The organism is Bradyrhizobium arachidis, from assembly GCF_015291705.1.
GTDB lineage: Bacteria > Pseudomonadota > Alphaproteobacteria > Rhizobiales > Xanthobacteraceae > Bradyrhizobium > Bradyrhizobium arachidis.
Map to the genome: position 1 here is coordinate 6,766,404 of NZ_CP030050.1, position 23,093 is coordinate 6,789,496.

The following is a 23,093-nucleotide window of genomic DNA, read 5'->3' on the forward strand; positions in this document are numbered from 1 at the left end:
GCCGGTCGACCATGGCCGCAGTCGGAAGAGACAGTCGCAAGGGCTATGCCAATGCGGGTATCTTCAGGAAATCAATGACTTAAATAGACAGGCCCCGGTCGGGTGACCGGGGCACAATTGCCGGGCCGGCAACAATTGCCGGGACATCCTGTCGTTCCGGGGCGATGCGAAGCATCGAACTATGATGCGCACTTGCGCACCTGAGAAGTTCGAGAGTCCGGATTCGATGCTCACGCATCGCTCCGAAATGACACCTCACTAACTACGTCGCCGACGCCGCGGCCGGGTGGAAGACCAGCCCGAAACCGTCGATGCAGTAGCGCAAGCCGGTCGGCTTCGGACCGTCGTCGAAGACGTGGCCGAGATGGCCGCCGCAGCGCCGGCAGTGCACCTCGGTGCGCAGCATGCCGTATGTGCGGTCCTCGGTCTTGCCGACGTTGCCTTCGATCGGCTGGTAGAAGCTCGGCCAGCCGGTGCCGCTCTCGAACTTGGTGTCGGACGCGAACAGCGGCAGGTCACAGCCGGCACAGGCGAAAACGCCCTTGCGGTGCTCCTTCAGCAGCGGGCTGGAGCCCGGCCGCTCGGTGCCGTGATTGCGCAGGATCTCATATTGCTGCGGCGTCAGCTGGGCGCGCCATTCGGCCTCCGTCTTCTCGATCTCGAACTTTTCCGCGGCCTTCTCACCAGCCTCGGCGGGGGATCCTCTCAGCCAGCGGAAGGCGGAAAGGCCGAACAGGCCGGCGGCAGTCGTTAGCAGGATGCGGCGGTCAAACATCTCATTCTCCGTGCGCGGGAGTCCACGCCCTGAGATACGGGCTCTAACGGCCGACGTTACACTTCCGGGCGGAATTTTTCTCAGGGTTATTGCGAGACGCTGGCGTCCTGCGGAACCGGTTCCACGGCTTCCGGCGCAGGTTTCGGGGTCGGAGCGAGCCGAGGCCGCACGCCCGGCGGCGGACGGCGCGGGCCGGTGCCGGCGGCGCGGTTGGCTTCGGCCAGCCGTGCCTCGCGTTCCCGGTCCTTGACCCTGGCACGCTCGCGGTAGCGCGCGAGCGAGCCCGCGGCGGCGGAACTCGCCCTGCCCCAGAGCCCGACCAATTGGCCTGCGACACGACCGGTCGCCCCGCCCGCCCAGACCAGCTCGAACGGCGAGAACAGCTTCCAGCGTTCATCGCCCCACAGGATGCTGCGCGCGATCAGCTGCCCGGCCATGGCCGAGGTGTTCATGCCCTGGCGGCCGAACCCGCTCGCCACCCACAGGCCTTTGCGCAACTGGCCGATCTGCGGCATGCCGTGCACGGTCTGGCCGGTGGCGCCGCCGAACATGTCGGTGATCTCGACATCGCCGAGAGCCGGGAAGATGGTGCGGATTCGCCGCTTGACGCCGCCTGCAAAGCGCTGCGGCCGTGCGGCCCAGGTGGTCTCCGGGCTCTCCCACATCAGCCGGTCGCCGTCGACGATGCGGAAATGGTCGACGCCGTCGGTATCCATCACCGATCCCTTGAACGCGACGATCTCGTGCACGCGCTCGCCGAGCGGCGCAGTGATGCCGGCATAGCGCCAGACCGGCAGCAGCGTCTCCGACAGCCGCCGCAAGGGCGCGCCGAGATGGATGTTGCCGGCGAGCACGATGTGGGTCGCGCGCAGCCGCGCCGAGGGCGTGACGATGCGCTTGCGGATGCCGGAATGATCGATGCTGACCACCGGCGTGTCCTCGAAGATGCGGGCCCCTGCCCGCCGCGCCAGTGCCGCAAGGCCGTGCACATATTTGCGTCCGTCGACCTGGAACGCCCTGGGATAGTACACGCCGTGGAAGTAACGATCGGTCTTGAGCGCCTCGCGGACACGATCGACCTGCCAGCCCTCGACCTCGGTGTCGAAATCCTCGTTCAGCATCTGCAACCGGCTGATCAGCCGGTCGCCGGCATCGACATTGGAGACCTCCAGCACGCCTTCGCTGAGGCCGATGCTCGGCATGTTCTCCTTGCTGGCATTGGCGCGGACGAACTCGGCGCCCTCCTTCGACAGCGTCCACAATTCGCTGGCGTCCTCGAAACCGATCCGCTCGATCAGGTCGGTGAGCGGCAGGGCAAAGCCCGGCATCACGGTGCCGAGCTGGTTGCCGGAGGCGTTCCAGCCGATATGGCGGCCCTCGAGCACCGCGACGCTGGCCCCGAGCCGGGCGGCCTCCAGCGCGATCGAGAGGCCGGCCAGCCCGGCCCCAATCACGCAGATGTCGGCGTCGAGATCGAACGACAGCCGCACGCGGTCGCGAAAGCCGGCTTCCTGCTGGGACACGCTTGTGAAAGTCTCGCTCATGCAGTTTTCTTAGAGCATGATCCGGAAAAGTGTGCAGCGGTTTTCAGAAAAGATCATGCGCAAAACAACAACTTAAATCGCGATGACGATTTGTTCTAAGCCTCGTCGCGCATTAAAGACCGATCGGGCGCCTGTCACCTTGTCCTCAACGGGCGCCTGTAGATTATTTTGGACGTGGAACGATTCGAGAATGCCATGCGCCGTTTGATGCTGCTGCGTCACGCCAAGACCGAGACTGACGCGCCGAGCGGCCGTGACCAGGACCGCCGGCTTGACGACCGCGGCCACAAGGACGCCGCCCAGATGGGCGACTGGATCGCCGCGCATCCGCCCGTCCCCGAGATCGTGCTGGTGTCGCACGCCGTCCGTGCCAGGCAGACCTGGGACATCGCCTGGGAGGCGATGAAGGACCGCGTTGCGGCGCCTGAGGTCGAGGTCCTTCCGGAACTCTACGGAGCCGATCCCGCGCAGATCCTGGAATCCATTCGCACTGCAACCGCCCCCGCCGACCCCAGGCGTTTGCTGCTGATCGGACACAATCCCGGCATGCATGAGGTCGCCCTGATGCTGATGGGCGGCGGTGATCCCGCCGGCGCCAAGGCGCTCGCCGACAATCTGCCCACCGCGGGACTTGCGATCTTCGACTTTGACGTGAAGGATTGGAGCGACGTGGCCTACCGCCGCGGCAAACTGGTGCTGTTCGTCAGCCCCAAGCTGCTTCGATCGGGCTAGAGACGCGCGGGCGCCGTCTCGACCGGTCGATCCAGCCTGGTTCCTAGGGAGGCGCAGATGTTCAAGTCCATCCTCGTGCCCATCGACCTCGCCGACACCGATCTCGCCAAGCCGGCGATCGCGACCGCGACAACGTTGTCGCAAAACTGGAGCGGATCGGTCCGGCTGCTCAACGTGCTGCCGATGACGCCGGTGATGCTCGCCGAATACGTCCCGGCCGATTTCGACGAACAGCAGCGCCAAACCTCGGAAGAGGCGCTCGCCATCGTCGCGCGCGAGTCCGGCATCGAGCCGGGACGCATTTCCAGCGTGGTGCGCCAGGGCGGCATCTATCACGAGATCCTGGAGGAGGCCGCGCACATGAAGGCCGACCTGATCGTGATGACCTCGCATCGGCCGGCAATGCGCACCTATTTCCTCGGCTCCAATGCCGGGCACGTCGTGCGTTACGCCAAGTGCTCGGTGCTGGTGGTCCGGCACTGAACGCGGAGCAATGCCGTGAAGAACTGGTGGCGCAAGTGGAGCTATGAAATCCCGCTCGCGATCGGCGATGCGTTGTGGGAGATCCTGGTCGTGCAATTCGCGGCACTGCTGGACCGGCTGACCTGGCGAAAGGTGGCGGCCCTCGCCCCGGTGGCCGTCCTGCTGCTGGCCTATTACCACAGCGTGCCGCTGCCTCCCGCGCTGATGCTGATCGGCGACCTCGTCGCCTATATCGACATCTTCTCGGTGGTGCTGATGCTCAGCATCCTGAGCCGAGCCGCGACGATCGCGTTTCTCGTGAAGCGGGCCGCTATACGCGCCGCGGCACTGCTTGCGCGCCTTCGCACCGGCATGCGGCGGATCGACCCCAGGCAGCGGCGCGGAGCGGGTTCGGCGCCGAGGCCTCGCCGCAAGCCCAACCAGTCCGAAGATGATCGAGCTTTCGGCGGGATGTGGGGTCAGGCTGCGATGGCCTGAGCCCCGAAGTTTTCTAGAAGGCGCGCTTACAGATAGCGCCTCAGCTCGGCCTTGACCTGCCCGTACACCGCGTCCTCGATCTGGCTGCGGTTGATCCCGATGTCGCGCAGGGCGCGGTCGTCGAGCTCGTTCAATGTCTTGACGGCGGAGCGGCGCTCCAGGCGGTCGAACAGCGCATAGGCGGCGTTGGCAAGCGTTGCAAAAAATCCGCTCGACGAGGATGGGCGTAAGCTCCGCCCGGCAGTTTGCGAGATCGTGGTCATGTTTCTTCTCCGGCGTATCATTCCGCGCGGCGAAGCAGGTGCCGTTGGCGCAGACGCGGTCAGCGCCTGCACCTCATTTGCCGTCGGATTGCTCTCGCTCTCCTCGGCTCAATCGCGGAACTTGATGGAACTTAAATGCTCCAGTACACTTCTCGGAGCAAGTAAAACATTGCTCTCGGTGCAATAATGTCCAAGTTCGAGTACGTGAAGCTTGCCGATGCCATTGCGGCCGATATCACTAACGGCACGTTAAGGCCCGGCGACCGGCTGCCGCCGCAGCGCAATTTTGCCTATGACCGTGGCATCGCGGTCTCGACCGCGAGCCGGGTTTATACGGAATTGCTCCGCCGCGGCCTCGTCGTCGGCGAGGTCGGCCGCGGCACCTTTATCTCCGGCGACGTCAGGCGCGAGGTCGAGACCGTCAGCGAGCCGCGCGATGCGCGGATCGACTTCGAGGTCAATTATCCGCTATTGCCGCAGCAATGGGCGATGATCGCCAAGAGCCTTGCGGGGCTGGAGCGCGTCGATGCGCTCGAATCCGCGCTGCGCGTCTCCACCAGCACCGGCACCAAGAGCGCGCGCAACGCGGCCGCCGCCTATCTCGCGCGCAAGGATTTTGCGCCGCAGGCCGAGCAGATCGTGTTCACCGCCAACGGCAAGCAATCGCTCGCGGCAGCGCTCGCCGCGCTCGTGCCCACCGGCGGCCGCTGCGGCGTCGAGGCGCTGACCTATCCTTACGTCAAGAGCATCGCCGCGCGGCTCGGCATCACGCTGGTGCCGATTCCAATGGACGAATTCGGCGCGCGGCCCGATGCGATCCAGAAGGCCCATCGCGAGGCGCATCTGTCGGCGCTGTATCTCCAGCCCATCATCCAGAACCCGCTCGGCGTCACCATGAACGCGACGCGGCGCGCCGATATCATGCGCGTCGCCGAGAAGCTCGATCTCACCATCATCGAGGACACCGTCTACGGCTTCCTCGCCGACGACACGCCGCTGGCTGCGCTCGGACCGGACCGCTGCATCGTCATCGACAGCCTGTCCAAGAAGGTCGCGCCGGGCCTTGCCCTCGGCATCCTGGTCGCGCCGCCGCACTTGCGCGAGAGCGTGATGAGCGCGGTGCGCACCGGCGGCTGGACCGCCTCCGGCCATGCGCTGGCGGCCGGGCAGCGGCTGATGGCCGACGGCACGGTCGCCGAGCTGACGCGGCTGAAGCGCATCGACGCCACGCGCCGCCAACAGACCGCGGCAAGGCTGCTCGCGGGCTATCAGCACGCCGCCGATCCGCGCTCCTATCATCTCTGGCTGACGCTGCCGCCGCACTGGCGCTCGCAGACTTTCGTGGCCGCCGCAGCCCGTCGCGGCATCGCGCTGACGCCGTCCTCCACCTTCGCGATCGCGCATGGCCATGCGCCGAATGCGGTGCGCCTCGCGCTCGCCCCACCCAGCTTCGAGCAGCTCGATTCGGGCCTGCGCACGATCGTGTCGCTGCTCGGCACCAAGGAAGAAGATTTCGACTCGACGGAGTAGCGCGTCGGGGAGACTAAGGGAGCAGCGCCTTCGGCACGGAATCAAAACTGTAGCTCTGCGGCTGGTTGCGCCGCACGAAGCCGCCGACCTGCCAGGCGAACAGCGCGGCAAAGCCGAGGATGAACAGCACGCCCGCGAACTCGCCGATCATCAGCGCGCGGATCAGGAGTCCCGCCATCGCAACCGTCAGCAGCGCCAGGAACGCCAGCACCGCGGCATAGGTCTTAGCGCCGAGGCCCGCGGTGAGCGCCGCGCGACTGCCCGCCTTCGCCATCCGCGCATGCAATTCGAGGATGAAGTCGCGAAACCCGTTGTCCTGCGGCGCCATCAGCGCGGCGGTCTGCCAGCTCGTCGAGAGGATTGCGATGCGGCCGCCGCCGCTGTGGCTGACATCGGCGCGGAAGCGGTGCTGCTGCATCGAGACCGGGCGGAACGACAGCCTGACAGCACTGATCTCGTCATAGCGCCACAGGCCCGAGCGGCCGGCGATGTGCCAGGACAGCCCCTCCTGCGTCAGCTCGAAGCGATGCGCCGAGCCGATCAGCGATGCCTTGTAGGCGTAGCTCGTGGTCGCCTCGGCTCCGGAAACCTGCATCTCGAAATCAATCCCGTCCGCGATATGCTTGCGCGACCGCCCTCGCCCATCCTACAAGCGAGCCATGGCTGAGACGACCTTTTTTCCGCGTCGCCTGATTCTCGGCGCCGCTGTGATCTCCGGCGTGCTGCTCGCGCTCGCCGTGCACATGCTGGGCGCGCGCTATGGGCTCGACCTCGGCGGCCTCTGGCGTTCCGATACCCACGAATTCATGCCTGCGGGCGCGGCGATCGCCTGGTGGCTGATCGCAACCGTCGGCTTCTCCGGCGGCTATTTCACGGCGAGCCTGATGCAGAGCGCCGTCGACGGCCAGATCCCGCAGCGGATGCGGCAGTTCCTGATCGCGGTCGGCGTGCTCCTGCTCGCAGGCGCGGGCCAGGCGGCCTCGGCACCGAGCCCGATCCCGACCGTCTCGGTCGTGCTCGCCGGGCTCGCCGCCCTGTGCCTCGGCGCCGTGATGGCGTTCTGCGGCGCGCATTTCGCCCTGCGCCGCGGCTGACCGTTCAGGCGGTCGCCCGCAAACGCGGACGCTCCAGCATCAACGCCACGCCCGAGGCAGGCCGCGGCTTGCTGAACAGATAACCCTGCGCCTGGGTGCAGCCCTCGCGCCGCAGGAGCTCGAGCTGCGCATCGTTCTCGACGCCTTCCGCGGTGGTGACGATGCCGAGGCTGCGGCCAAGGCTCGTCACGGCGCGGATGATCGCCATGGAATCCTCGCGCGTTGCGAGCTCCGACACGAACGAGCGGTCGATCTTGATCTTGTCGAACGGGAAGCTGCGCAGATAGCTCAGCGATGAATAGCCGGTGCCGAAATCGTCGAGCGAGATTCGCACGCCCATGGCGCGCAGCTCGTGCAGCGTGGTCAGCGTCGCCTCGCTGTTCTGGAGCAGCACGGATTCGGTGATCTCGAGCTCGAGACGGCGTGCGCTCAGTCCCGAGGCGGCCAGCGCCGCGGTCACCGACGCGATCAGGTTCGGGCTCTTGAACTGCACCGGCGACAGGTTGACGGCGACGTCGATATCGTCAGGCCAGGTGGCCGCATCGGCGCAGGCGCCGCGCAGCACGAACTCGCCGAGCTGGATGATGAGACCGGTCTCCTCGGCCAGCGGAATGAAGTTGACGGGCGAGATCAGTCCGCGCTGCGGATGGTTCCAGCGCAGCAGCGCCTCGAAGGCGACGACGCGATCGCTGGCGACGTCGCGGATCGGTTGGTAGTGCACCTCGAATTCATCGCGTTGCAGCGCCGCGCGCAGATCCATTTCCAACAGCCGCCGCGCCTGCGCGCGCGCGTCCATGCCGGTCTCGAAGAAGCGATAGGTGCCGCGGCCGTCGGCCTTGGCGCGGTACAGCGCGAGATCAGCGTTCTTCAAGAGCTCGTCCGGATTGTTGCCGTCCTGCGGCGACAGCGAGATGCCGATCGAGACGCCGATCACGATCTGATGGTCGTCGATCTCGTAGGGCGCCGAGATCACCTCGACGAGACGGCCGGCGAGCGATCTCGCCGCGGCTTCCTCGGAGCGTCCGATCTGGACCACGGCGAACTCGTCGCCACCGAGCCGCGCCACGGTGTCGTTCTCGCCGACGGTGGCCTTCAGCCTGCGGCCGACCTCCTTCAGCAGCGCATCGCCGATCGGATGGCCGAGCGAGTCGTTGATGTCCTTGAAATGATCGAGATCGAGACAGAGCACCGCGAGCTGGTCGCCCGACATGGTGCGCCGCAGTCCCTGCTCGAGCTGCTCGTGGAACAGCACGCGGTTGGGCAAACTGGTCAGCGCGTCATGGCGCGCCATGTGCGAGATCTTGGCCTGCGCCTCCAGCCATTCGGTGATGTCCTCGAAGGTCGCGACCCAGCCGCCGCCCTGCATCGGCTGGTTGACGACGCGGATGGAGCGGCCGAGCCGGTTGACGACCTGGCTGGTCGTGCGGCCCTCGCGCGCATCGGCGACGAGACGCGCGAAGAACTCGCCCGCATCGCCCTGCCACTGGCCTTTCGCCTGCTCCTCCCGCAGCACGTCGACGAGCAGGCGCCCGGCGAGCGGAATGCCGGTGCGGCCGAGCATCGCGGCGTAGCGTTCGTTGAAGAGCTGGATCTTGCCGTCCGCATCGAACATGCACAGGCCCTGCGACATGTTCTCGAGCGCAGCATCCAGCACGACCTGCTGGCGTCCGAGCTCGCCCTTGGCACGACGGTCGAGCACGGCGGCCGCGAGCGCGATCGCGATGATGGCAGCCGCCGCGCTGGCGGTCAGGATCGACAGCGACGCCGGCGGGATCGAAAGGCCGCTGACCACGAGCGTAGGATCGGGCGTCAGCTCCAGCGCGCCCATGGCGGTGAAATGATGCGAGACGATGGCGACCGTCAGCAGGACCGTCGCGCCGAGGGCACCGGACACGCCGTCGCGCCGTCCCGCGACAAACAGAGCGAGCGAGCCGAAGAGGATGCCGAGCAGGATCGAGACGGTCACGGTACCGGTCGCCCAGCCGACATGAGCCGGAATCTCGAACGCCATCATGCCGGTGTAATGCATGGCGGCCACGCCGCCGCCGACAACGGCGCCACCGAGTGCAACCAGGAGCCCGCGCGTCGTCGACACCGAGATGCTGAGACCGATGAAGGTGACTGCGATCGCAAAGATCAGCGACAGCACCGTCACGGGGATGTTGTAAGCGCCGCCGGCGCCCGGCCCGTACGCCTGCATCGCGATGAAATGGGTCGCCCAGATGCCGCAGCCGGCAACGGCAGCATCGAGCGCAATCCACGCCACGCGAGCGCTCCCACGGGCCGCGCGGGCCCGGTGAAACAGGCTGATCGCTGCAGCGCTCGCGAGCAGACACACCGCGCCGCCAAGCGCAACAAGTCGCCAATCATGCTCGTCGGTGAGACAGTAGAGGACCTGATACATTGCCGATTCCTGTTCCACCCGACATCTGAACCGGCAGAGATGGATAGCAGGTAACCGGCTATTCAGCGGTTCGGAAAATGGTGAACAGACAATGTGTGCGGTCGCTCACATTGTCGGCCCCTGCGCCCTTGCGCCGAGGCCGATCACGGCCGCAGCAAGCAGCAGGACAGCGGCAGAAATGATCAGCGACAGGTGCAGCCCCGTCATGAACGTTGCTTCCGAGACCACCAGCGAGCCGAACAGCGCGACGCCGAGCACGCTGCCGGTCTGCCGCGTCGCGTTCAGGACTCCTGCGGCGATGCCGGAGCGCGCTTTCTCGACGCTACCCAGCAAGGTCGAGGTCAGCGGCGGCACCAGCAGGCCGAGCCCGCCGCTGATCGCAATCATCTGCGCAAAGATCGCGGAGTAACTTGTCCCGGCTTCGATCCAGACCAGACCGAGGCAGCCGAGCGCCGAGACGCAGGCGCCGACGACGATGGTGGGACATGGGCCGATCCGTTCGGCAAGGCGCGGCGCCAGCAGGTTGACCGGCAGCACCGCCCCCATCATCGGCACGAAGGCCAGACCCGTCCACCACGCCGACAGCCCGTTGATCCGCTGGAAGTACAGGCTGAGCACGAAGATCAGGCCATAGATCGCGACATTGACGAGCAGGCCGACGATCGTGGTCAGGGTAAACAAGCGGTGACCGAACAGCGACAGCGGCAGCATCGGCTGCGCCGCGCGGCTCTCGCGCCAGATGAAGAGCACGGCGAGAACGGCGGCTCCGACGAAGGCCGCGATCACCGCCGGATGGTCCCAGCCGAGCGCGCCGCCTTCGATGATCGCGCCGGCAAGCGCCCCGAGCGCACCGATCGCGGCAAGCTGGCCGGGCAGATCGATCTCACGCGAGGTCGCTCGCGTGGTCTCGGCCGCATAGCGCCAGCTCAGCCAGAGGCCGCCGAGCCCGATCGGCAGGTTGACCAGGAAGATCGCGCGCCAACCGACCAGCGTGATCAGCGCGCCGCCGACGAACGGGCCGGCGGTGAGTGCGAGACTCGCTCCGGCCGCCCAGACGGCGACGGCGCGGCCGCGCGCACGATCGTCCGTGTAGGCATGATTGAGCAGCGCGAGAGAATTCGGCACCAGGATCGCCGCCGCCAGTCCCTGGACCAGCCGCGCGGCGATCAGGACGATGGCGTTGGGCGACAGCGCGCAGGCCAGCGAGGCCGCGGTGAAGATCGCGAACCCCGCCATGAAGATGCGCTTGGCGCCGATGCGGTCGCCGAGCGCGCCGGCCGTCAAAATGAAGGCGGCGAACGCAATGGTGTAGGCGCTGACCACCCATTGCAGCTCCGCGACGCCGCCGCCGAGCGTCTTGCCCATCGCATCCAGCGCGGTGTTGACGATGGTGACGTCGAGTTGCACCACGCCATAGCCGAGGCTCATCGCCGCCAGCGTGAGCGAGGTCGCAAGAGGCGAACGGGCTCGCGGCGCGCCGGCTCCGTCGTCGAAGGTTTGATATTTGATGGTGTTAGCTCGCATGCTGCACCTCGATTGCAGCCCCATGCGAAACATACGCTTTCACCGCGCCAACATGATTCGATTATGATCGAAGCATCATCGCGCGAGGAATCGTATCCTTCAGCAACAACAACGAAACTTCGCGTTCTGCTCGCCGTGCAACTCCCGTCCGCGCGGAAGCATGGGAACAGCGCGAGATTGTCTCTGTTGATCCCTTCACGTTCCCTTCTCGGCAGTGACCTCATGGCAAGAGTTGGCAACACCTCAATTCCGTCTGGCGCAAGATCGGAGTTCGGCAAGACCGCAACCGTCATTGCCGTCGGCTGCCTGATCGGCGTCCTGTTCGCCGGCAGCACCATCGCAACGCCGCTCTACGTCATCTACAAGCACCAGTTCGGCTTCTCCCAGATCACCCTGACGCTGATCTATGCCGTCTACATCGTCGGCAATTTGACTGCACTGCTGGTGTTCGGCCGGATGTCGGACGAGGTCGGGCGGCGGCGCACGGCGGTCATTGCCATCGGCATCGCCGTCGCGGGGGCAGTGGTCTTCCTGCTCGCACACGGGGTCGCTTCGCTTTACGTGGCACGGGTGCTGAGCGGCCTCGCCATCGGGATCGGCGCCGGAACCGGCACGGCGTGGCTCGCCGAACTGATCGCCGAGCAGGACCGCTCCCGCGCCACCGTGATCGCGACGATCGCGAATTTCACCGGCCTCGGCCTCGGCGCGCTCGTCGCCGGCCTGCTTGCCGAATATGTCGCGCTTCCGCTGCGAACGCCGTTCAACGCTATCTCGTGGTGCTGGTGGTTGTCGCGACCCTCCTCGCCTTCGCGCGCGAGACCGTGGATCGGCCGCTGGCTGCGCTCACGCAGCTGTCGATCCGGCCGCGTGCCGGCGTTCCGTCGTCGATCCGGTCGCGCTTCGTGGCGCCCGCGGTGACAGGCTTTGGCGCCATGGCCCTCGTTGCCTTTTTCGCCGCACTTGCACCGAGCGTGCTCGCCAACGAGCTGCATGTCACCAGCCACGCCGTCGCCGGCGCAATCTTCCTCGAGCTTGCGGCAGCCGTGGCGCTGGTCATCGCGCTGACACGCTCACTCTCCAGCCGCACCGCCATGCTGTGGTCGCTCGGCCTGATGTTGCCGAGCCTTGCCTTGCTCGTGACGGCACAATTCGTGGGATCGCTCGGCGTGATGATCGCATCGACCGCGACCTGCGGCGTGGCGGCGGGCCTCGGCTATCGCGGCAGCCTGCAGGTGGTGAACCAGATCGCACCGGATGATCGCCGCGCCGAGGTGGTCTCGGCCTATTTCATCTGCTGCTTTCTCGGAAACGCGCTTCCGGTGATCGGGATCGGCGTGCTCTCGACCCTGACCAGCCTGACCGTGGCGAGCCTGGTGTTTGCCGCCACCATTGCGGCCTTCGCAGTGATCGCCCTGATCTTCGGGCTGAAATACCAGGGCGGGCAGGCCCCGCAAGGCGAATAGAAGGAGACGCCGCACAGCCGCGCGGCGTCTCCAGATCAAGACCGGATCGCTAGCTCGCTGCGCGGAGATTGACCTTGCTCTCGGCGAGCGTCGTCAGCTTCTTGTCGGTCGCCTTCTCCTCCTCCAGCGTCTTGGCCAACACGCTGGCGCAGTCGTTGCGGCCGAGCTGCTTGGCCCAGGCGATCAGGCTGCCATAGCGGACGATCTCGTAATGCTCCGCGGCCTGCGCCGCATTGATCAGCGCGGCGTCCAGCACTGCCTTGTCGGCGACTTCGCCGACGGTCTCATCGGCTTCCTCGATGATGCCGTCGATCGCCGGGCAGTCCACCGCCTTGACGGCGACGCCATGCATCTTGAACACTTCCTCGAGCCGCGTGACGTGCTGCTTGGTTTCCTCGAGGTGCGTCAAAAAGCCCTGCTTCAACTGCGGATCGGTGGCCTTACTTGCCATTTTCGGCAGCGCCTTGGTGAGCTGCTGCTCCGCGTAATAGATGTCCTGGAGCTGGTGCACGAACAGGTCGTTCATGGTCTTGATGTCTTTTGTGAACAGTCCCATCGTTCCAATCCTCTTTCGGTTTTGGGAACACGGAGGCATCGGCTTGCATGAAAAAGCCGCTTATTCCGCCATGTTCGATTGCTGATTGGGCGCTAACGGGTACGCAGCATCGGCGTTCCAAAAAAGCCCGCATCGCTTGCGGTGGAACAAGGACACGGGCGCCAGGATTTGAAACCATGTCAAAATCCGGACGCGCGATCCAAGCCGCGCATTACGACTCATATGCTTAACGCGCCCCGGATGTGAACCGCGTATGACAAAGGTCGCAGGTCCAAAGCAGAACCTATCGTTGTCAAGGGCTGCACAAGCCGCCGTTTTTGCCTTAAATGAGCTACATCATGCTAGCGATCGACGCCCACGGGCCGTGATCGCGGCCGACCGGCCAATGCCTGGCCCTATCGATCTTGCCCCCTGCCGGGAGGATGAATGCACGGACTGCTGACCGCGCTGAAACGCGGCTTCAAACGATGGATCGGCTGGCGACGGCTCGGAATTGCCGCGAGCGTCTTCATCATCGCCTTCGCGGTCACCACGCTTGTGCGTACCCTCAAAGGCATCGATACCGGCGTCATCCTGACCGCGCTGACCGAGATTCCCCGGGAAAATATCGGGCTCGCGGCGATCTGCGTCGTCTTCGCGTTCTGTACGCTGACCTTCTACGACTTTTTTGCATTGCGAACGATCGGCAAGAAGCACGTGCCCTATCGCATCGCAGCACTGTCCAGCTTCACGTCCTATTCGATCGGCCACAACATCGGCGCCACGGTTTTTACCGGCGGCGCGATCCGTTTCCGGATCTATTCGGATTACGGGCTGAATGCGATCGACGTCGCCAAGATCTGCTTCCTGTCGGGACTGACCTTCTGGCTCGGTAACATCTTCGTGCTCTCGATCGGCATGGCGATCCATCCCGACGCCGCCTCGTACATGGATCAGCTTCCCTCCTCCATCAACCGGCTGATCGCGTTCGGCGGCCTCGCCTCGATCAGCGCCTATCTGGTCTGGCTCTGCATGGGCGAGAAGCGCCGCGAGCTCGGACAGAAGGGCTGGAAGGTGGTGCTGCCGTCGGCGCCCCTGACGCTGGTGCAGATCCTGATCGGCGTGGTCGATCTCGGCTTCTGCGCGCTGGCGATGTACCTCCTGGTGCCGGCCACTCCGCAGATCGATTTCCTCTCGCTCGCCGTCGTGTTCATCCTGGCGACGCTGCTGGGCTTTGCCAGCCATGCCCCCGGGTCGATCGGCGTGTTCGATGCCGCCATGCTGGTGGCGCTGCCCGAATTCGGCCGCGAACAGCTTCTGGCGACGCTGCTGGTGTTCCGCATCCTCTATTTCGTGATCCCGTTCGGCCTCGCCATCTCCATCATGGGCGCCCGCGAGCTCTGGATGAACGTGGTCGAGCCCTGGCAGGAGCGGCGGCGGCTGGCGGAGGCCTGCGCGCAGGCCAATCTGCCCAAGCAGGTGACGCCGATGGAGCGTGAGCGCCTGGTGCGGCAGGCCAGCAAGCGCTGAGCGGCGCCCGCCCGCAAAAGCGGCAGACGAAGGTTGCAGGCGGGGGAGCAATGCTCTCTTATTTCCGCCTCAACTTTGCCGTTGAAGACGCGGGCCATGATCCGACTTTCCTTTCGCACCCTCTCCGCCTGCGCCCTGGTGTTTGCCGGGATTTTGACCGTCTGGCCGTCCGAGCGCGCTGCCGCGCAGGATGCCGGCGCGATGCAGGTCAATTGGGAGGTGCGCAACCGCTTCCGCCTGTTCCGCGAGGAGCGCGACTTCCTGCTCCATGTCGAGAATGCGCGTAATCGCAACATCCTCGCCGCCGAGCAATCGCTGGAGCTCCAGAGCGAGGGCCGCGGCTGGGCTCGCAACATGGTCAACCGGCTCTGCATCGACCTCCAGGGCCGGGTCAACCAGCCCTGCACCCGCGACAACGTCAAAGAGAACTACATCACCCCGATCGACCACCCCATCACCGTGCGCCTGACCGGCGCGGTGCCGGTCGGCGCCACCTGCGCCTGGAGCTTCGACGACGGCGACGGACCGCAACAATCGACCTTCGACTGCGCCGAGCCGGTCAATCTGCGCGTCCGCTACGGCAAGCAGACGGTCGCAACCGTCGACGTCTCCTCCGGCTCCGACCCGACCCAGCGCGTCCAGACCGAAATCCAGGTCCGCGATATCTTCATCGCCGGCCTCGGCGACAGCATCGCCTCGGGCGAAGGCAATCCGGACCGGCCGCTGGCGCTGTCGGACGAAGGCTTCTGCTTCCGCTCCTATCTCGGCACCGCCGGCGCGCAATACTACCGGCCGAGCCGCGCCGGCTACAAAGGCGGTCGCGCCTGCGAGGCGCCGGACACGCTCGCCAACTGGCAGCACTACAGCGCGTTGTGGTTCAATGCGCCGTGCCACCGCTCGCTCTACAGCTACCAGGCCCGCACCGCGCTGGCGCTCGCGGTGCGCTACACCCACATCGCCGTGACCTATCTACCACTCGCCTGCACCGGCGCCAGCATCGGCGACGGGCTGCTCGGCTCGCAGCGCGCCCGCGAATGCCCGCCCGGCAAGACCGGCGTCTGCAACACCAGCGTGAACGCGCAGGTCGCCGAGCTGCGCGAGGCGCTCACCGCGGCGAAGAAACGCCAGCCCGACCGCACGCTCGACCTCGTGCTGCTCTCGGTCGGCGCCAACGACGTCTATTTCTCCGGCCTCGTCGCCGACGTCATCGTCGACACCGCGACCGAGCGCGCGCTGTTCCGCCGCTCCGGCGTGATGGCGAGCGTCGACGATTCCCGCGACGCGCTGGCGCGCGAGCTGCCGCAGAATTTCGTTCGCTTGCGCGAGGCCTTGAAGCCGCTCGTCGGCGGCGACCTCTCGCACGTGGTCTATGTCTCCTACGCCAATCCGGCGCTCGCCGATGGCGGCGTGCCCTGCCGCGGCGGCCGCGCCGGCTTCGACATCCATCCGTCCTTCAACGCCGACCCGCAACGCCTCGCGCGTGTCTCGACCTTCGTCGACACCGAGTTTCTGCCGCAGCTGAAGGGACTTGCCACCTGCACCCGCGGCGCGCTGTGCCGCGATCCCGAATCCGACCGCATGACCTTCGTCGATGCGCATCAGGCCGCTTTCGCCGATCACGGCTTCTGCGCGCATTCGGGCAACGATCCCGAATTCGACCGCACTTGCTTCGCGGAGAACGGCCAGAGCTTCAACCCTGACATCGTGAGCGCGGCGAGCCAGCCGATGCTGTGCGGCCGCGGCGCCTCGGAGTACCGCGCCTACCTGCCCCGCGCGCGCTGGATCCGCGACGCCAATGACAGCTATTTTGCCGCGATGACCTATCCGCAAGGCTTGCCGGCCGCGAGCCAGCCGACCGACATCCACGATGCCACCTGGGGCGTGCTCTCCGCGGTCTATGGCGGCGCCGTGCATCCGAGCGCGGAAGGCCATGCGGCGATGGCGGACGCAGCGCTGCCGGCGGCAAGTGCGGTGCTGGGTCTCGACGCCGTGCCGCCCGGCGTGACGAGCGGATTCCTGCCGCAGTTGCTGCCGAGCGCGCGGCAGTAGAAGCGACGCTACCTCCACACACGCCGTCATCGTCCGCCTTGTGCGCAATCGCGCACTGGAGCGGGCGATCCAGTACTCCGTGACAGCGGTGATTTGAATCGAGACGCCGCGGCGTACTGGATTCCCCGCCTTCGCGGGGAATGAGAGTTGAGTGCGTGGCACGTGTTCGCCGTCACCACGCATCGTTCCCCCAACCCGCCGTTCCATCAATCCAAAAACGGCATCGATCGATACTCCCTTCAACTTGGACACTTTGCCGCGCGCGCCTCTAGGAGTCGCCTTGAGGAAACGTTTCGAGTTCTAAGGAGGCGCATGATGAGCGCAGTGGTGTCCGCAGCGGACGTGAGGAGGTCTCGCGTCAGGCTGTTCATCGTGACCATGTTGTTCCTGGTCACCACCGTCAATTATGCCGACCGGGCCACGCTGTCGATCGCGGGCCCTGCGCTTTCCAAGGAGCTGCATCTCGATCCCATCGCCATGGGCTGGATCTTCTCGGCGTTCGGCTGGTCCTATGTCGTTGCCCAAGTGCCGGGCGGCTGGCTGCTCGACCGTTACGGCTCGCGCCTCGTCTATGCCTTCAGCATCATCGTCTGGTCGCTGTTCACGCTGATGCAGGGCTGGGTCGGCTTCCTCAGTGCCGGCGCCGCCGTCGCCGTGCTGTTCGCGCTTCGCCTGCTGGTCGGCGTCGCTGAAGCCCCCTCCTTCCCCGCCAACGCCCGCATCGTCGCGGCGTGGTTTCCCGGCAACGAGCGCGGCACCGCATCGGCCTTCTTCAACTCTGGACAGTATTTCGCCACCGTGATCTTCGCGCCGCTGATGGGCTGGATCGCGCATGATTACGGCTGGCGCTATGTGTTCTTCGTGATGGGCGCGCTTGGCGTCGTCATGGGTCTCGCCTGGCTCAAGACCATCTACGGCCCAAAGGAGCACCCCTCGATCAACGAGGCGGAGTTCGACTACATCAAGGAAGGCGGCGCGCTGGTCGATCTCGACGCGCCCAAGGACGATCTGCTGCGCGAGCGTGCGCCCGAGGCTGGCTCCGGCTGGGACCACATCCGCCAGCTGCTCTCCAACCGCATGATGCTCGGCGTCTATCTCGGCCAGTACTGCATCAACACGCTGACGTATTTCTTCCTGACCTGGTTTCCGGTCTACCTCGTCAAGGAGCGCGGCCTGTCGATCCTGCAAGCCGGCTTCGTCGCGACGCTGCCTGCGCTGTGCGGCTTCATCGGCGGCGTGCTCGGCGGCATCATCTCCGATGCGATCCTGCGCAGGACCGGCTCGCTGACCATGGCGCGCAAGATCCCGATCGTCGGCGGCATGCTGCTGTCGATGTCGATCATCGCCTGCAACTATGTCGACGGACAGGCGCTGGTGGTCGGCTTCATGGCGCTCGCCTTCTTCGGCAAGGGCATCGGCGCGCTCGGCTGGGCGGTCGTCTCCGACACCTCGCCCAAGGAAGCCGGCGGCGTCTCCGGCGGCCTGTTCAACACCTTCGGCAACCTCTCCTCGATCACCACCCCGATCGTGATCGGCTACATCCTGGCCGCCACCGGCTCGTTCAACGGCGCACTGGTGTTCGTCGGCGCCAACGCGCTGGTGGCCGCCTTCGCCTATCTCGTCATCGTCGGCAAGATCGAGCGGGTGGTGCTCAAACGTTCCTCCTGAGGGCTCCCCATGGGAGCTTGACCAGGCAACTCAACGGCGGCCCTCAAAAGCCGCCGTCTTTGTTTTGGGAGTGATCGATGCTAGAAGTGCCGGGGAAACGCCTTATCCATCTAAGGCATGTATCGATGTTCGACCTCAATCAGCTCCGCTGTTTTGTCACGGTGGCGGAGGAACTGCATTTCGGCCGCGCCGCCGCGCGGCTGAACATGACCCAGCCGCCGCTGTCCCGGCAGATCCAGGTGCTCGAGCACATCATCGACGCGCCGCTGCTGGAGCGCACCAGCCGCTCGGTGCGGCTGACGCCGGCGGGGCGCAGCTTCCTACCCGAGGCGCGGCGCATCCTCAAGCTTGCGGAAAGCGCCTCGCAAGTCGCCCGCCGCATCGCACTCGGCAAGACCGGCTCGCTCAAGATCGGCTTCACCGCGGCCGCCGCCTACGGCTTCCTGCCCGAACTGGTCGCCGCCTGCCGCGCGAAACTGCCCGAAGTCGATTTCTCGCTGAAGGAGATGGTGTCGGGCGACCAGTTCGAGGCGCTGACCTCGGGCCAGATCGACGCCGGCCTGCTGCGGCCGCCGATCGCGCGTCCCGAGCTCACCAGCCGCCGCGTCGTCGCCGAGCCGCTGCTGGCTGCGATCCCGAAGAAGCATCCGCTGGCGAATGCCGACAGCATCACCATCAAGGACTTCGACGACCAGCCCTTCGTGATGTATTCGCCCTATGAGAGCCGCTACTTCCACGATCTCCTGGTGGCGCTGTTCACGCGGGCCGACGTGCTGCCGCGCTATGTTCAGCATCTCAGCCAGATCCATTCGATCCTCGCCATGGTGCGCGCCGGCCTCGGCCTTGCCATCGTGCCGGCTGCGGCCGCGAGCCTGAAGATCTCCGACGTGCGGCTGCGGCCGCTCAAGCTGCGCACCCGTGTCCCCGTCGAGCTGTTCATGGTCTGGCGCCGCGACGACGAGAACCCGCTGCTGTCGGCCCTGGTCAAAATCGCCGGCGAATTGTCCTCCGCGGAGGTGGCGGAAGATTGATGCTCAATCCGCATCGGTCGATATAGGCTTTGGCTTGGACGCGCATCGAACGGTCTCCTAAACCACGGCGCATGGACGCGCGGCCTTCTGCTTGCGTCCTCCACAACACGAGGCAAGGGAGCAGCGCCCATGAGCAAGATGACCCCGCAGGAGATGGCCCAGAAGATCGGATCGGGCCTCCTGTCCTTCCCCGTCACGCCGTTCAAGGCGGACTACTCCTTCGACGAGGCGACCTACCGCGCCAACATGGACTGGCTGTGCGGCTATGACGTCGCAGGTCTGTTCGCCGCCGGCGGCACCGGCGAGTTCTTCTCGCTGACCCCGACCGAGGTTCCGCAAGTCGTGAAAGTCGCCGTCGACGAGACCAAGGGCCGCGTGCCCGTGCTCGCCGGCACCGGCTACGGCACCGCGATCGCCCGCGAGATCGCGATCGGCGCGGAAAAGGCCGGCGCCGACGGCCTCTTGCTGCTGCCGCCCTATCTCACCCATTCCGAGCAGGAAGGCCTTGCCGCCCATGTCGAGGCGGTCTGCGCCTCCGTGAAGATCGGCGTCATCGTCTACAACCGCGACAACGCCATCCTCCAGCCCGATACGCTCGCGCGCCTTGCCGAGCGCTGCCCGAACCTCGTCGGCTACAAGGACGGCATCGGCGACATCGAGTTGATGACGCGTGTCTACACCAAGCTCGGCGATCGCCTGACCTATGTCGGCGGCCTGCCGACCGCCGAGACCTTCGCGCTGCCCTATCTCGACATGGGCGTGACGACCTATTCGTCGGCCGTGTTCAACTTCGTGCCGGAATTCGCCACCAATTTCTACGCCGCCGTGCGCAAGCGCGACCATGCGGCGATCCACGCCGGGCTGAAGGACTTCATCCTGCCGCTGATCGCGATCCGCAACCGCAAGAAGGGCTATGCGGTCTCGATCATCAAGGCCGGCATGAAGGTGATCGGCCGCGATTCCGGCCCGGTCCGTCCGCCGCTCACCGACCTCACCGAGCAGGAGATCGCGGAGCTGGCCGCGCTGGTGAAGAAGCTGCCCGCCGCACGATCGTCACAACAGGCTGCAGAATAGCAGCAGACAACAGGGAGGAGCGTGCGATGGCCCAGACGGAAATCTCCGGCGCACCGGTCGTCACGGCGATGCAGGTGATCCCGGTCGCGGGCCGCGACAGCATGCTCCTCAACCTCAGCGGCGCGCATGCGCCGTTCTTCACCCGCAACATCGTCATCCTCACCGACAATGCCGGCCACACCGGCGTCGGCGAGGTGCCGGGCGGACAGAAGATCTGGCAGACACTGCAGGACGCCCGCGATCTCGTGATCGGCAAGACCGTCGGCGCGATGAACAACATCCTGGCCGACATCCGCACCGCCTTCGCCGATCGTGATGCCGGCGGCCGCGGCAAGCAGACCTTTGACCTCCGCGTCATGATCCACGCGGTCACCGCAGTCGAGTCGGCGCTGCTGGACCTGCTCGGCCAGCATCTCGCGCTGCCGGTCGCAGCCCTGCTCGGCGAAGGCCAGCAGCGCAAGAGCGTCGAGACGCTCGGCTACCTGTTCTTCGTCGGCGACCGTCGCAAGAGCAAGCTCGACTACGTCACGGGCGAGACCGGCAAGGCGGAATGGTTCAACCTCCGCCATCAGGAGGCGATGACGCCCGAGACCGTGGTGCGGCTCGCCGAGGCGACCCACGACCATTACGGCTTCGCCGATTTCAAGCTCAAGGGCGGCGTGCTCCGCGGCGAGCAGGAGATCGAGGCCGTCACCGCGATTGCAAAGCGCTTCCCCAACGCGCGCGTCACGCTCGACCCCAACGGGGCCTGGTCACTCGACGAGGCCATCAGCCTCTGCAAGGACATGCACGGCATCCTCGCCTATGCCGAGGATCCCTGCGGTGCCGAAGCCGGCTTCTCGGGCCGCGAGATCATGGCCGAGTTCCGCCGCGCCACGGGGCTGCCGACCGCAACCAACATGATCGCCACCGACTGGCGGCAGCTCTCCCATGCGCTGCGCCTGGGCGCGGTGGACATCCCGCTGGCCGATCCCCATTTCTGGACCATGCAAGGCTCGGTGCGCGTCGCCCAGACCTGCCGTGACAACGGCCTGACCTGGGGCTCGCACTCCAACAATCACTTTGACATCTCGCTCGCCATGTTCACCCATGTCGGCGCCGCCGCCCCCGGCAAGGTCACCGCGATCGACACCCACTGGATCTGGCAGGACGGTCAGGCGCTGACGCAAGAGCCCCTCCAGATCAGGGGCGGCAAGATCGCGGTCCCGGACCGTCCAGGCCTCGGCATCGAGATCGACCGCGCGGCCATCGAGACCGCGCATGAGCTCTACAAGAAGCATGGACTTGGCGCCCGGGATGACGCTATGGCCATGCAGGACCTGATCCCCGGCTGGACCTTCGACGACAAGCGTCCGTGCCTCGTGCGCTAAGAGAAAATCTGGAGGAATGAGATGACAGAAATCCTGAGAAACTTCATCGGCGGCGAATGGATCGAGGGATCCGGCATCACGAAGAACATCAATCCCTCCAACACCAACGATCTCGTCGGCGAATACGCCAAAGCCGACAAGGCGCAGACCGAGAAGGCGATCGCCGCCGCCAAGGCCGCCTTCCCCGCCTGGGCGCAGTCGACCCCGCAGGTGCGCTACGACGCGCTCAACAAGATCTCGACCGAAATCCTCGCCCGCAAGGAAGAGCTCGGACGCCTGCTCGCCCGCGAGGAAGGCAAGACGCTTCCAGAAGGTATCGGCGAGGTCGCCCGCGCTGGCCAGATCTTCGCCTTCTTCGCCGGCGAGGCGCTGCGCCTGATCGGCGAGAAGGGCGCCTCGGTGCGCCCCGGCCTCGACGTCGAGCTCACCCGTGAGCCGGTCGGCGTCGTCGGCATGATCACGCCCTGGAATTTCCCGATCGCGATTCCCGCCTGGAAGATCGCGCCGGCGCTCTGCTACGGCAACACCGTGGTGTTCAAGCCGGCCGAGCTGGTGCCAGGCTCGGCGCATGCGCTGTCGGAGATCATCACCCGCTCCGGCATTCCCGCCGGCGTATTCAACCTCGTGGTCGGCTCCGGCTCAGTGGTCGGCCAGACCTTGCTCGAACATCCTGACGTCGCCGCGATCTCCTTCACTGGCTCGGTGCAGACCGGCCGCAAGATCGCGCAGGCCTGCGTGCTCTCCAACCCGATGAAGAAGTTCCAGCTCGAGATGGGCGGCAAGAATCCGCTGGTCGTGCTCGACGACGCCGACCTGAAGACCGCCGTCGAGGTCGCCGTCAACGGCGCCTATTTCTCGACCGGTCAGCGCTGCACTGCCTCCTCCCGCCTGATCGTCACTGAAGGCATCCATGACCGCTTCGTCGCGGCGATGGCCGAACGCCTGAACAGCCTGTCGGTGGACGACGCGCTCAAGGCGGGCGTGCATATCGGCCCCGTGGTCGACCAAAGCCAGCTCGACCAGGACCTGCGCTACATCAAGATCGGCCAGGATGAGGGCGCCAAGCTCGCCTTCGGCGGCGAGCTGCTCAAGCGCGAGAACCCCGGCCATTATCTGCAGCCGGCGCTGTTCACCGAAGCCAACAACAACATGCGCATCGCGCGTGAGGAGATCTTTGGCCCCGTCGCCGCCGTCATCCGCGCCAAGAACTACGAGGAGGCCCTCGCCATCTCCAACGACACCGAGTTCGGCCTCGCCTCCGGCATCTGCACCACCAGCCTGAAATACGCCTCGCACTACAAGCGCAACAGCGAGTCCGGCATGGTGATGGTCAATCTGCCGACCGCAGGCGTCGACTATCACGTCCCGTTCGGCGGCCGGAAAGGCTCGAGCTACGGCGCCCGCGAGCAGGGCTCCTATGCCCGCGAGTTCTATACGACGGTGAAGACGGCTTATACTTTCCCGGGTTGAGACATCGTAGGGTGGGCAAAGCGAAGCGTGCCCACCAGCTACGTTCGACGTGAAACAAGGTGGGCACGGCGCGTTGC

Annotated in this window: 21 protein-coding genes; 14 read left to right on the top strand and 7 right to left on the bottom strand. The window is 66.0% G+C overall.

All coding sequences use genetic code 11. The annotated features are described in order from the left end of the window. Positions 1-262: 262 nt before the first annotated feature. Together msrB and WN72_RS31885 are read right to left on the bottom strand one after the other, a co-directional pair. Positions 263-775: a peptide-methionine (R)-S-oxide reductase MsrB gene (msrB, locus tag WN72_RS31880; protein WP_027560350.1), complete on the bottom strand. Its 513-nt coding sequence runs from the start codon at positions 773-775 to the stop codon at positions 263-265. A gap of 86 nt (positions 776-861) precedes the next feature. After that, complete coding sequence (locus WN72_RS31885) at positions 862-2,319, bottom strand: NAD(P)/FAD-dependent oxidoreductase (protein WP_092213366.1); 1,458 nt, start codon at positions 2,317-2,319, stop codon at positions 862-864. 195 nt (positions 2,320-2,514) lie between these two features. Between WN72_RS31885 and WN72_RS31890 the strand changes: the two genes are divergently transcribed. Genes WN72_RS31890 through WN72_RS31900 form a run of 3 tightly spaced genes read left to right on the top strand, consistent with a single transcriptional unit; the run spans position 2,515 to position 4,011 of the window. Further along, positions 2,515-3,051 (top strand): SixA phosphatase family protein, encoded by a 537-nt coding sequence (locus WN72_RS31890; RefSeq protein ID WP_027560352.1) that lies wholly within the window; start codon positions 2,515-2,517, stop codon positions 3,049-3,051. Between the two features lie 57 nt (positions 3,052-3,108). Next, positions 3,109-3,534: a universal stress protein gene (locus WN72_RS31895; protein ID WP_027560353.1), complete on the top strand. Its 426-nt coding sequence runs from the start codon at positions 3,109-3,111 to the stop codon at positions 3,532-3,534. A 15-nt stretch (positions 3,535-3,549) separates the two neighbouring features. Continuing rightward, entirely contained in the window at positions 3,550-4,011 is a 462-nt protein-coding gene (locus WN72_RS31900) for a hypothetical protein (RefSeq protein WP_092213364.1), read from the top strand. Positions 4,012-4,037: 26 nt separating this feature from the next. On the opposite strand, the gene WN72_RS31905 is transcribed toward WN72_RS31900, so the two are convergent. After that, positions 4,038-4,274: a DUF1127 domain-containing protein gene (locus tag WN72_RS31905; protein WP_092213362.1), complete on the bottom strand. Its 237-nt coding sequence runs from the start codon at positions 4,272-4,274 to the stop codon at positions 4,038-4,040. Positions 4,275-4,460: 186 nt separating this feature from the next. Between WN72_RS31905 and WN72_RS31910 the strand changes: the two genes are divergently transcribed. Beyond that, positions 4,461-5,804, top strand: coding sequence for an aminotransferase-like domain-containing protein (locus tag WN72_RS31910; RefSeq protein ID WP_092213360.1), 1,344 nt, complete (start codon positions 4,461-4,463; stop codon positions 5,802-5,804). 13 nt (positions 5,805-5,817) lie between these two features. On the opposite strand, the gene WN72_RS31915 is transcribed toward WN72_RS31910, so the two are convergent. Then, the gene (locus WN72_RS31915; RefSeq protein WP_092213358.1) at positions 5,818-6,399 is read right to left on the bottom strand and encodes a hypothetical protein; all 582 of its coding nucleotides are present in this window, start codon (positions 6,397-6,399) and stop codon (positions 5,818-5,820) included. A 64-nt stretch (positions 6,400-6,463) separates the two neighbouring features. On the opposite strand from WN72_RS31915, the gene WN72_RS31920 reads away from it, so the two are divergent. Next, positions 6,464-6,898 carry a hypothetical protein gene (locus WN72_RS31920; protein WP_027560358.1) on the top strand — a complete coding sequence of 145 codons (435 nt, stop codon included), beginning with the start codon at positions 6,464-6,466 and terminating at the stop codon, positions 6,896-6,898. A gap of 4 nt (positions 6,899-6,902) precedes the next feature. Here the strand turns inward: WN72_RS31920 and WN72_RS31925 are convergent, their stop codons facing one another. Together WN72_RS31925 and WN72_RS31930 are read right to left on the bottom strand one after the other, a co-directional pair. After that, positions 6,903-9,302: a bifunctional diguanylate cyclase/phosphodiesterase gene (locus WN72_RS31925; protein ID WP_092213356.1), complete on the bottom strand. Its 2,400-nt coding sequence runs from the start codon at positions 9,300-9,302 to the stop codon at positions 6,903-6,905. Positions 9,303-9,407: 105 nt separating this feature from the next. After that, entirely contained in the window at positions 9,408-10,826 is a 1,419-nt protein-coding gene (locus WN72_RS31930) for an MFS transporter (protein ID WP_092213354.1), read from the bottom strand. A 222-nt stretch (positions 10,827-11,048) separates the two neighbouring features. On the opposite strand from WN72_RS31930, the gene WN72_RS47090 reads away from it, so the two are divergent. Together WN72_RS47090 and WN72_RS47095 are read left to right on the top strand one after the other, a co-directional pair. Then, positions 11,049-11,744, top strand: coding sequence for an MFS transporter (locus tag WN72_RS47090; RefSeq protein ID WP_244553676.1), 696 nt, complete (start codon positions 11,049-11,051; stop codon positions 11,742-11,744). Positions 11,745-11,758: 14 nt separating this feature from the next. Then, complete coding sequence (locus WN72_RS47095; RefSeq protein WP_244553675.1) at positions 11,759-12,289, top strand: hypothetical protein; 531 nt, start codon at positions 11,759-11,761, stop codon at positions 12,287-12,289. Between the two features lie 49 nt (positions 12,290-12,338). Here the strand turns inward: WN72_RS47095 and WN72_RS31940 are convergent, their stop codons facing one another. Next, entirely contained in the window at positions 12,339-12,845 is a 507-nt protein-coding gene (locus tag WN72_RS31940; protein ID WP_027560362.1) for a YciE/YciF ferroxidase family protein, read from the bottom strand. A 426-nt stretch (positions 12,846-13,271) separates the two neighbouring features. Here WN72_RS31940 and WN72_RS31945 point away from each other — a divergent pair, with 426 nt between their 5' ends. From WN72_RS31945 to WN72_RS31975, 7 genes are all read left to right on the top strand, one after another. After that, a complete protein-coding gene (locus WN72_RS31945) occupies positions 13,272-14,354 on the top strand; it encodes a lysylphosphatidylglycerol synthase transmembrane domain-containing protein (RefSeq protein ID WP_092213352.1) in 1,083 nt (360 codons plus the stop codon). Positions 14,355-14,450: 96 nt separating this feature from the next. After that, entirely contained in the window at positions 14,451-16,403 is a 1,953-nt protein-coding gene (locus tag WN72_RS31950; RefSeq protein WP_092213350.1) for an SGNH/GDSL hydrolase family protein, read from the top strand. 315 nt (positions 16,404-16,718) lie between these two features. Continuing rightward, entirely contained in the window at positions 16,719-18,071 is a 1,353-nt protein-coding gene (locus WN72_RS31955; protein WP_167380651.1) for an MFS transporter, read from the top strand. Positions 18,072-18,196: 125 nt separating this feature from the next. After that, a complete protein-coding gene (locus WN72_RS31960) occupies positions 18,197-19,102 on the top strand; it encodes a LysR family transcriptional regulator (protein WP_092213346.1) in 906 nt (301 codons plus the stop codon). A gap of 129 nt (positions 19,103-19,231) precedes the next feature. Continuing rightward, the gene (gene kdgD, locus WN72_RS31965) at positions 19,232-20,176 is read left to right on the top strand and encodes a 5-dehydro-4-deoxyglucarate dehydratase (RefSeq protein ID WP_092213344.1); all 945 of its coding nucleotides are present in this window, start codon (positions 19,232-19,234) and stop codon (positions 20,174-20,176) included. 26 nt (positions 20,177-20,202) lie between these two features. Continuing rightward, positions 20,203-21,546: a glucarate dehydratase gene (gene gudD, locus WN72_RS31970; RefSeq protein WP_092213342.1), complete on the top strand. Its 1,344-nt coding sequence runs from the start codon at positions 20,203-20,205 to the stop codon at positions 21,544-21,546. Between the two features lie 21 nt (positions 21,547-21,567). Then, complete coding sequence (locus tag WN72_RS31975) at positions 21,568-23,016, top strand: aldehyde dehydrogenase family protein (protein WP_092213339.1); 1,449 nt, start codon at positions 21,568-21,570, stop codon at positions 23,014-23,016. The last annotated feature ends 77 nt before the right edge of the window (positions 23,017-23,093 follow it).

What these genes read in the sequence shown, in the direction of transcription:
- WN72_RS47095 (WP_244553675.1), top strand. Translation starts at nt 11,759, where the DNA reads ATGGCCCTCGTTGCCTTTTTCGCCGCACTTGCACCGAGCGTGCTCGCC.
- msrB (WP_027560350.1), bottom strand. Translation starts at nt 775, where the DNA reads ATGTTTGACCGCCGCATCCTGCTAACGACTGCCGCCGGCCTGTTCGGC.
- kdgD (WP_092213344.1), top strand. Translation starts at nt 19,232, where the DNA reads ATGAGCAAGATGACCCCGCAGGAGATGGCCCAGAAGATCGGATCGGGC.
- WN72_RS31895 (WP_027560353.1), top strand. Translation starts at nt 3,109, where the DNA reads ATGTTCAAGTCCATCCTCGTGCCCATCGACCTCGCCGACACCGATCTC.
- WN72_RS31915 (WP_092213358.1), bottom strand. Translation starts at nt 6,399, where the DNA reads ATGCAGGTTTCCGGAGCCGAGGCGACCACGAGCTACGCCTACAAGGCA.
- WN72_RS31955 (WP_167380651.1), top strand. Translation starts at nt 16,719, where the DNA reads ATGAGCGCAGTGGTGTCCGCAGCGGACGTGAGGAGGTCTCGCGTCAGG.
- WN72_RS31920 (WP_027560358.1), top strand. Translation starts at nt 6,464, where the DNA reads ATGGCTGAGACGACCTTTTTTCCGCGTCGCCTGATTCTCGGCGCCGCT.
- WN72_RS31925 (WP_092213356.1), bottom strand. Translation starts at nt 9,302, where the DNA reads ATGTATCAGGTCCTCTACTGTCTCACCGACGAGCATGATTGGCGACTT.
- WN72_RS31905 (WP_092213362.1), bottom strand. Translation starts at nt 4,274, where the DNA reads ATGACCACGATCTCGCAAACTGCCGGGCGGAGCTTACGCCCATCCTCG.
- WN72_RS31975 (WP_092213339.1), top strand. Translation starts at nt 21,568, where the DNA reads ATGACAGAAATCCTGAGAAACTTCATCGGCGGCGAATGGATCGAGGGA.
- WN72_RS31890 (WP_027560352.1), top strand. Translation starts at nt 2,515, where the DNA reads ATGCGCCGTTTGATGCTGCTGCGTCACGCCAAGACCGAGACTGACGCG.
- WN72_RS47090 (WP_244553676.1), top strand. Translation starts at nt 11,049, where the DNA reads ATGGCAAGAGTTGGCAACACCTCAATTCCGTCTGGCGCAAGATCGGAG.
- WN72_RS31945 (WP_092213352.1), top strand. Translation starts at nt 13,272, where the DNA reads ATGCACGGACTGCTGACCGCGCTGAAACGCGGCTTCAAACGATGGATC.
- WN72_RS31885 (WP_092213366.1), bottom strand. Translation starts at nt 2,319, where the DNA reads ATGAGCGAGACTTTCACAAGCGTGTCCCAGCAGGAAGCCGGCTTTCGC.
- WN72_RS31950 (WP_092213350.1), top strand. Translation starts at nt 14,451, where the DNA reads ATGATCCGACTTTCCTTTCGCACCCTCTCCGCCTGCGCCCTGGTGTTT.
- gudD (WP_092213342.1), top strand. Translation starts at nt 20,203, where the DNA reads ATGGCCCAGACGGAAATCTCCGGCGCACCGGTCGTCACGGCGATGCAG.
- WN72_RS31910 (WP_092213360.1), top strand. Translation starts at nt 4,461, where the DNA reads ATGTCCAAGTTCGAGTACGTGAAGCTTGCCGATGCCATTGCGGCCGAT.
- WN72_RS31940 (WP_027560362.1), bottom strand. Translation starts at nt 12,845, where the DNA reads ATGGGACTGTTCACAAAAGACATCAAGACCATGAACGACCTGTTCGTG.
- WN72_RS31960 (WP_092213346.1), top strand. Translation starts at nt 18,197, where the DNA reads ATGTTCGACCTCAATCAGCTCCGCTGTTTTGTCACGGTGGCGGAGGAA.
- WN72_RS31930 (WP_092213354.1), bottom strand. Translation starts at nt 10,826, where the DNA reads ATGCGAGCTAACACCATCAAATATCAAACCTTCGACGACGGAGCCGGC.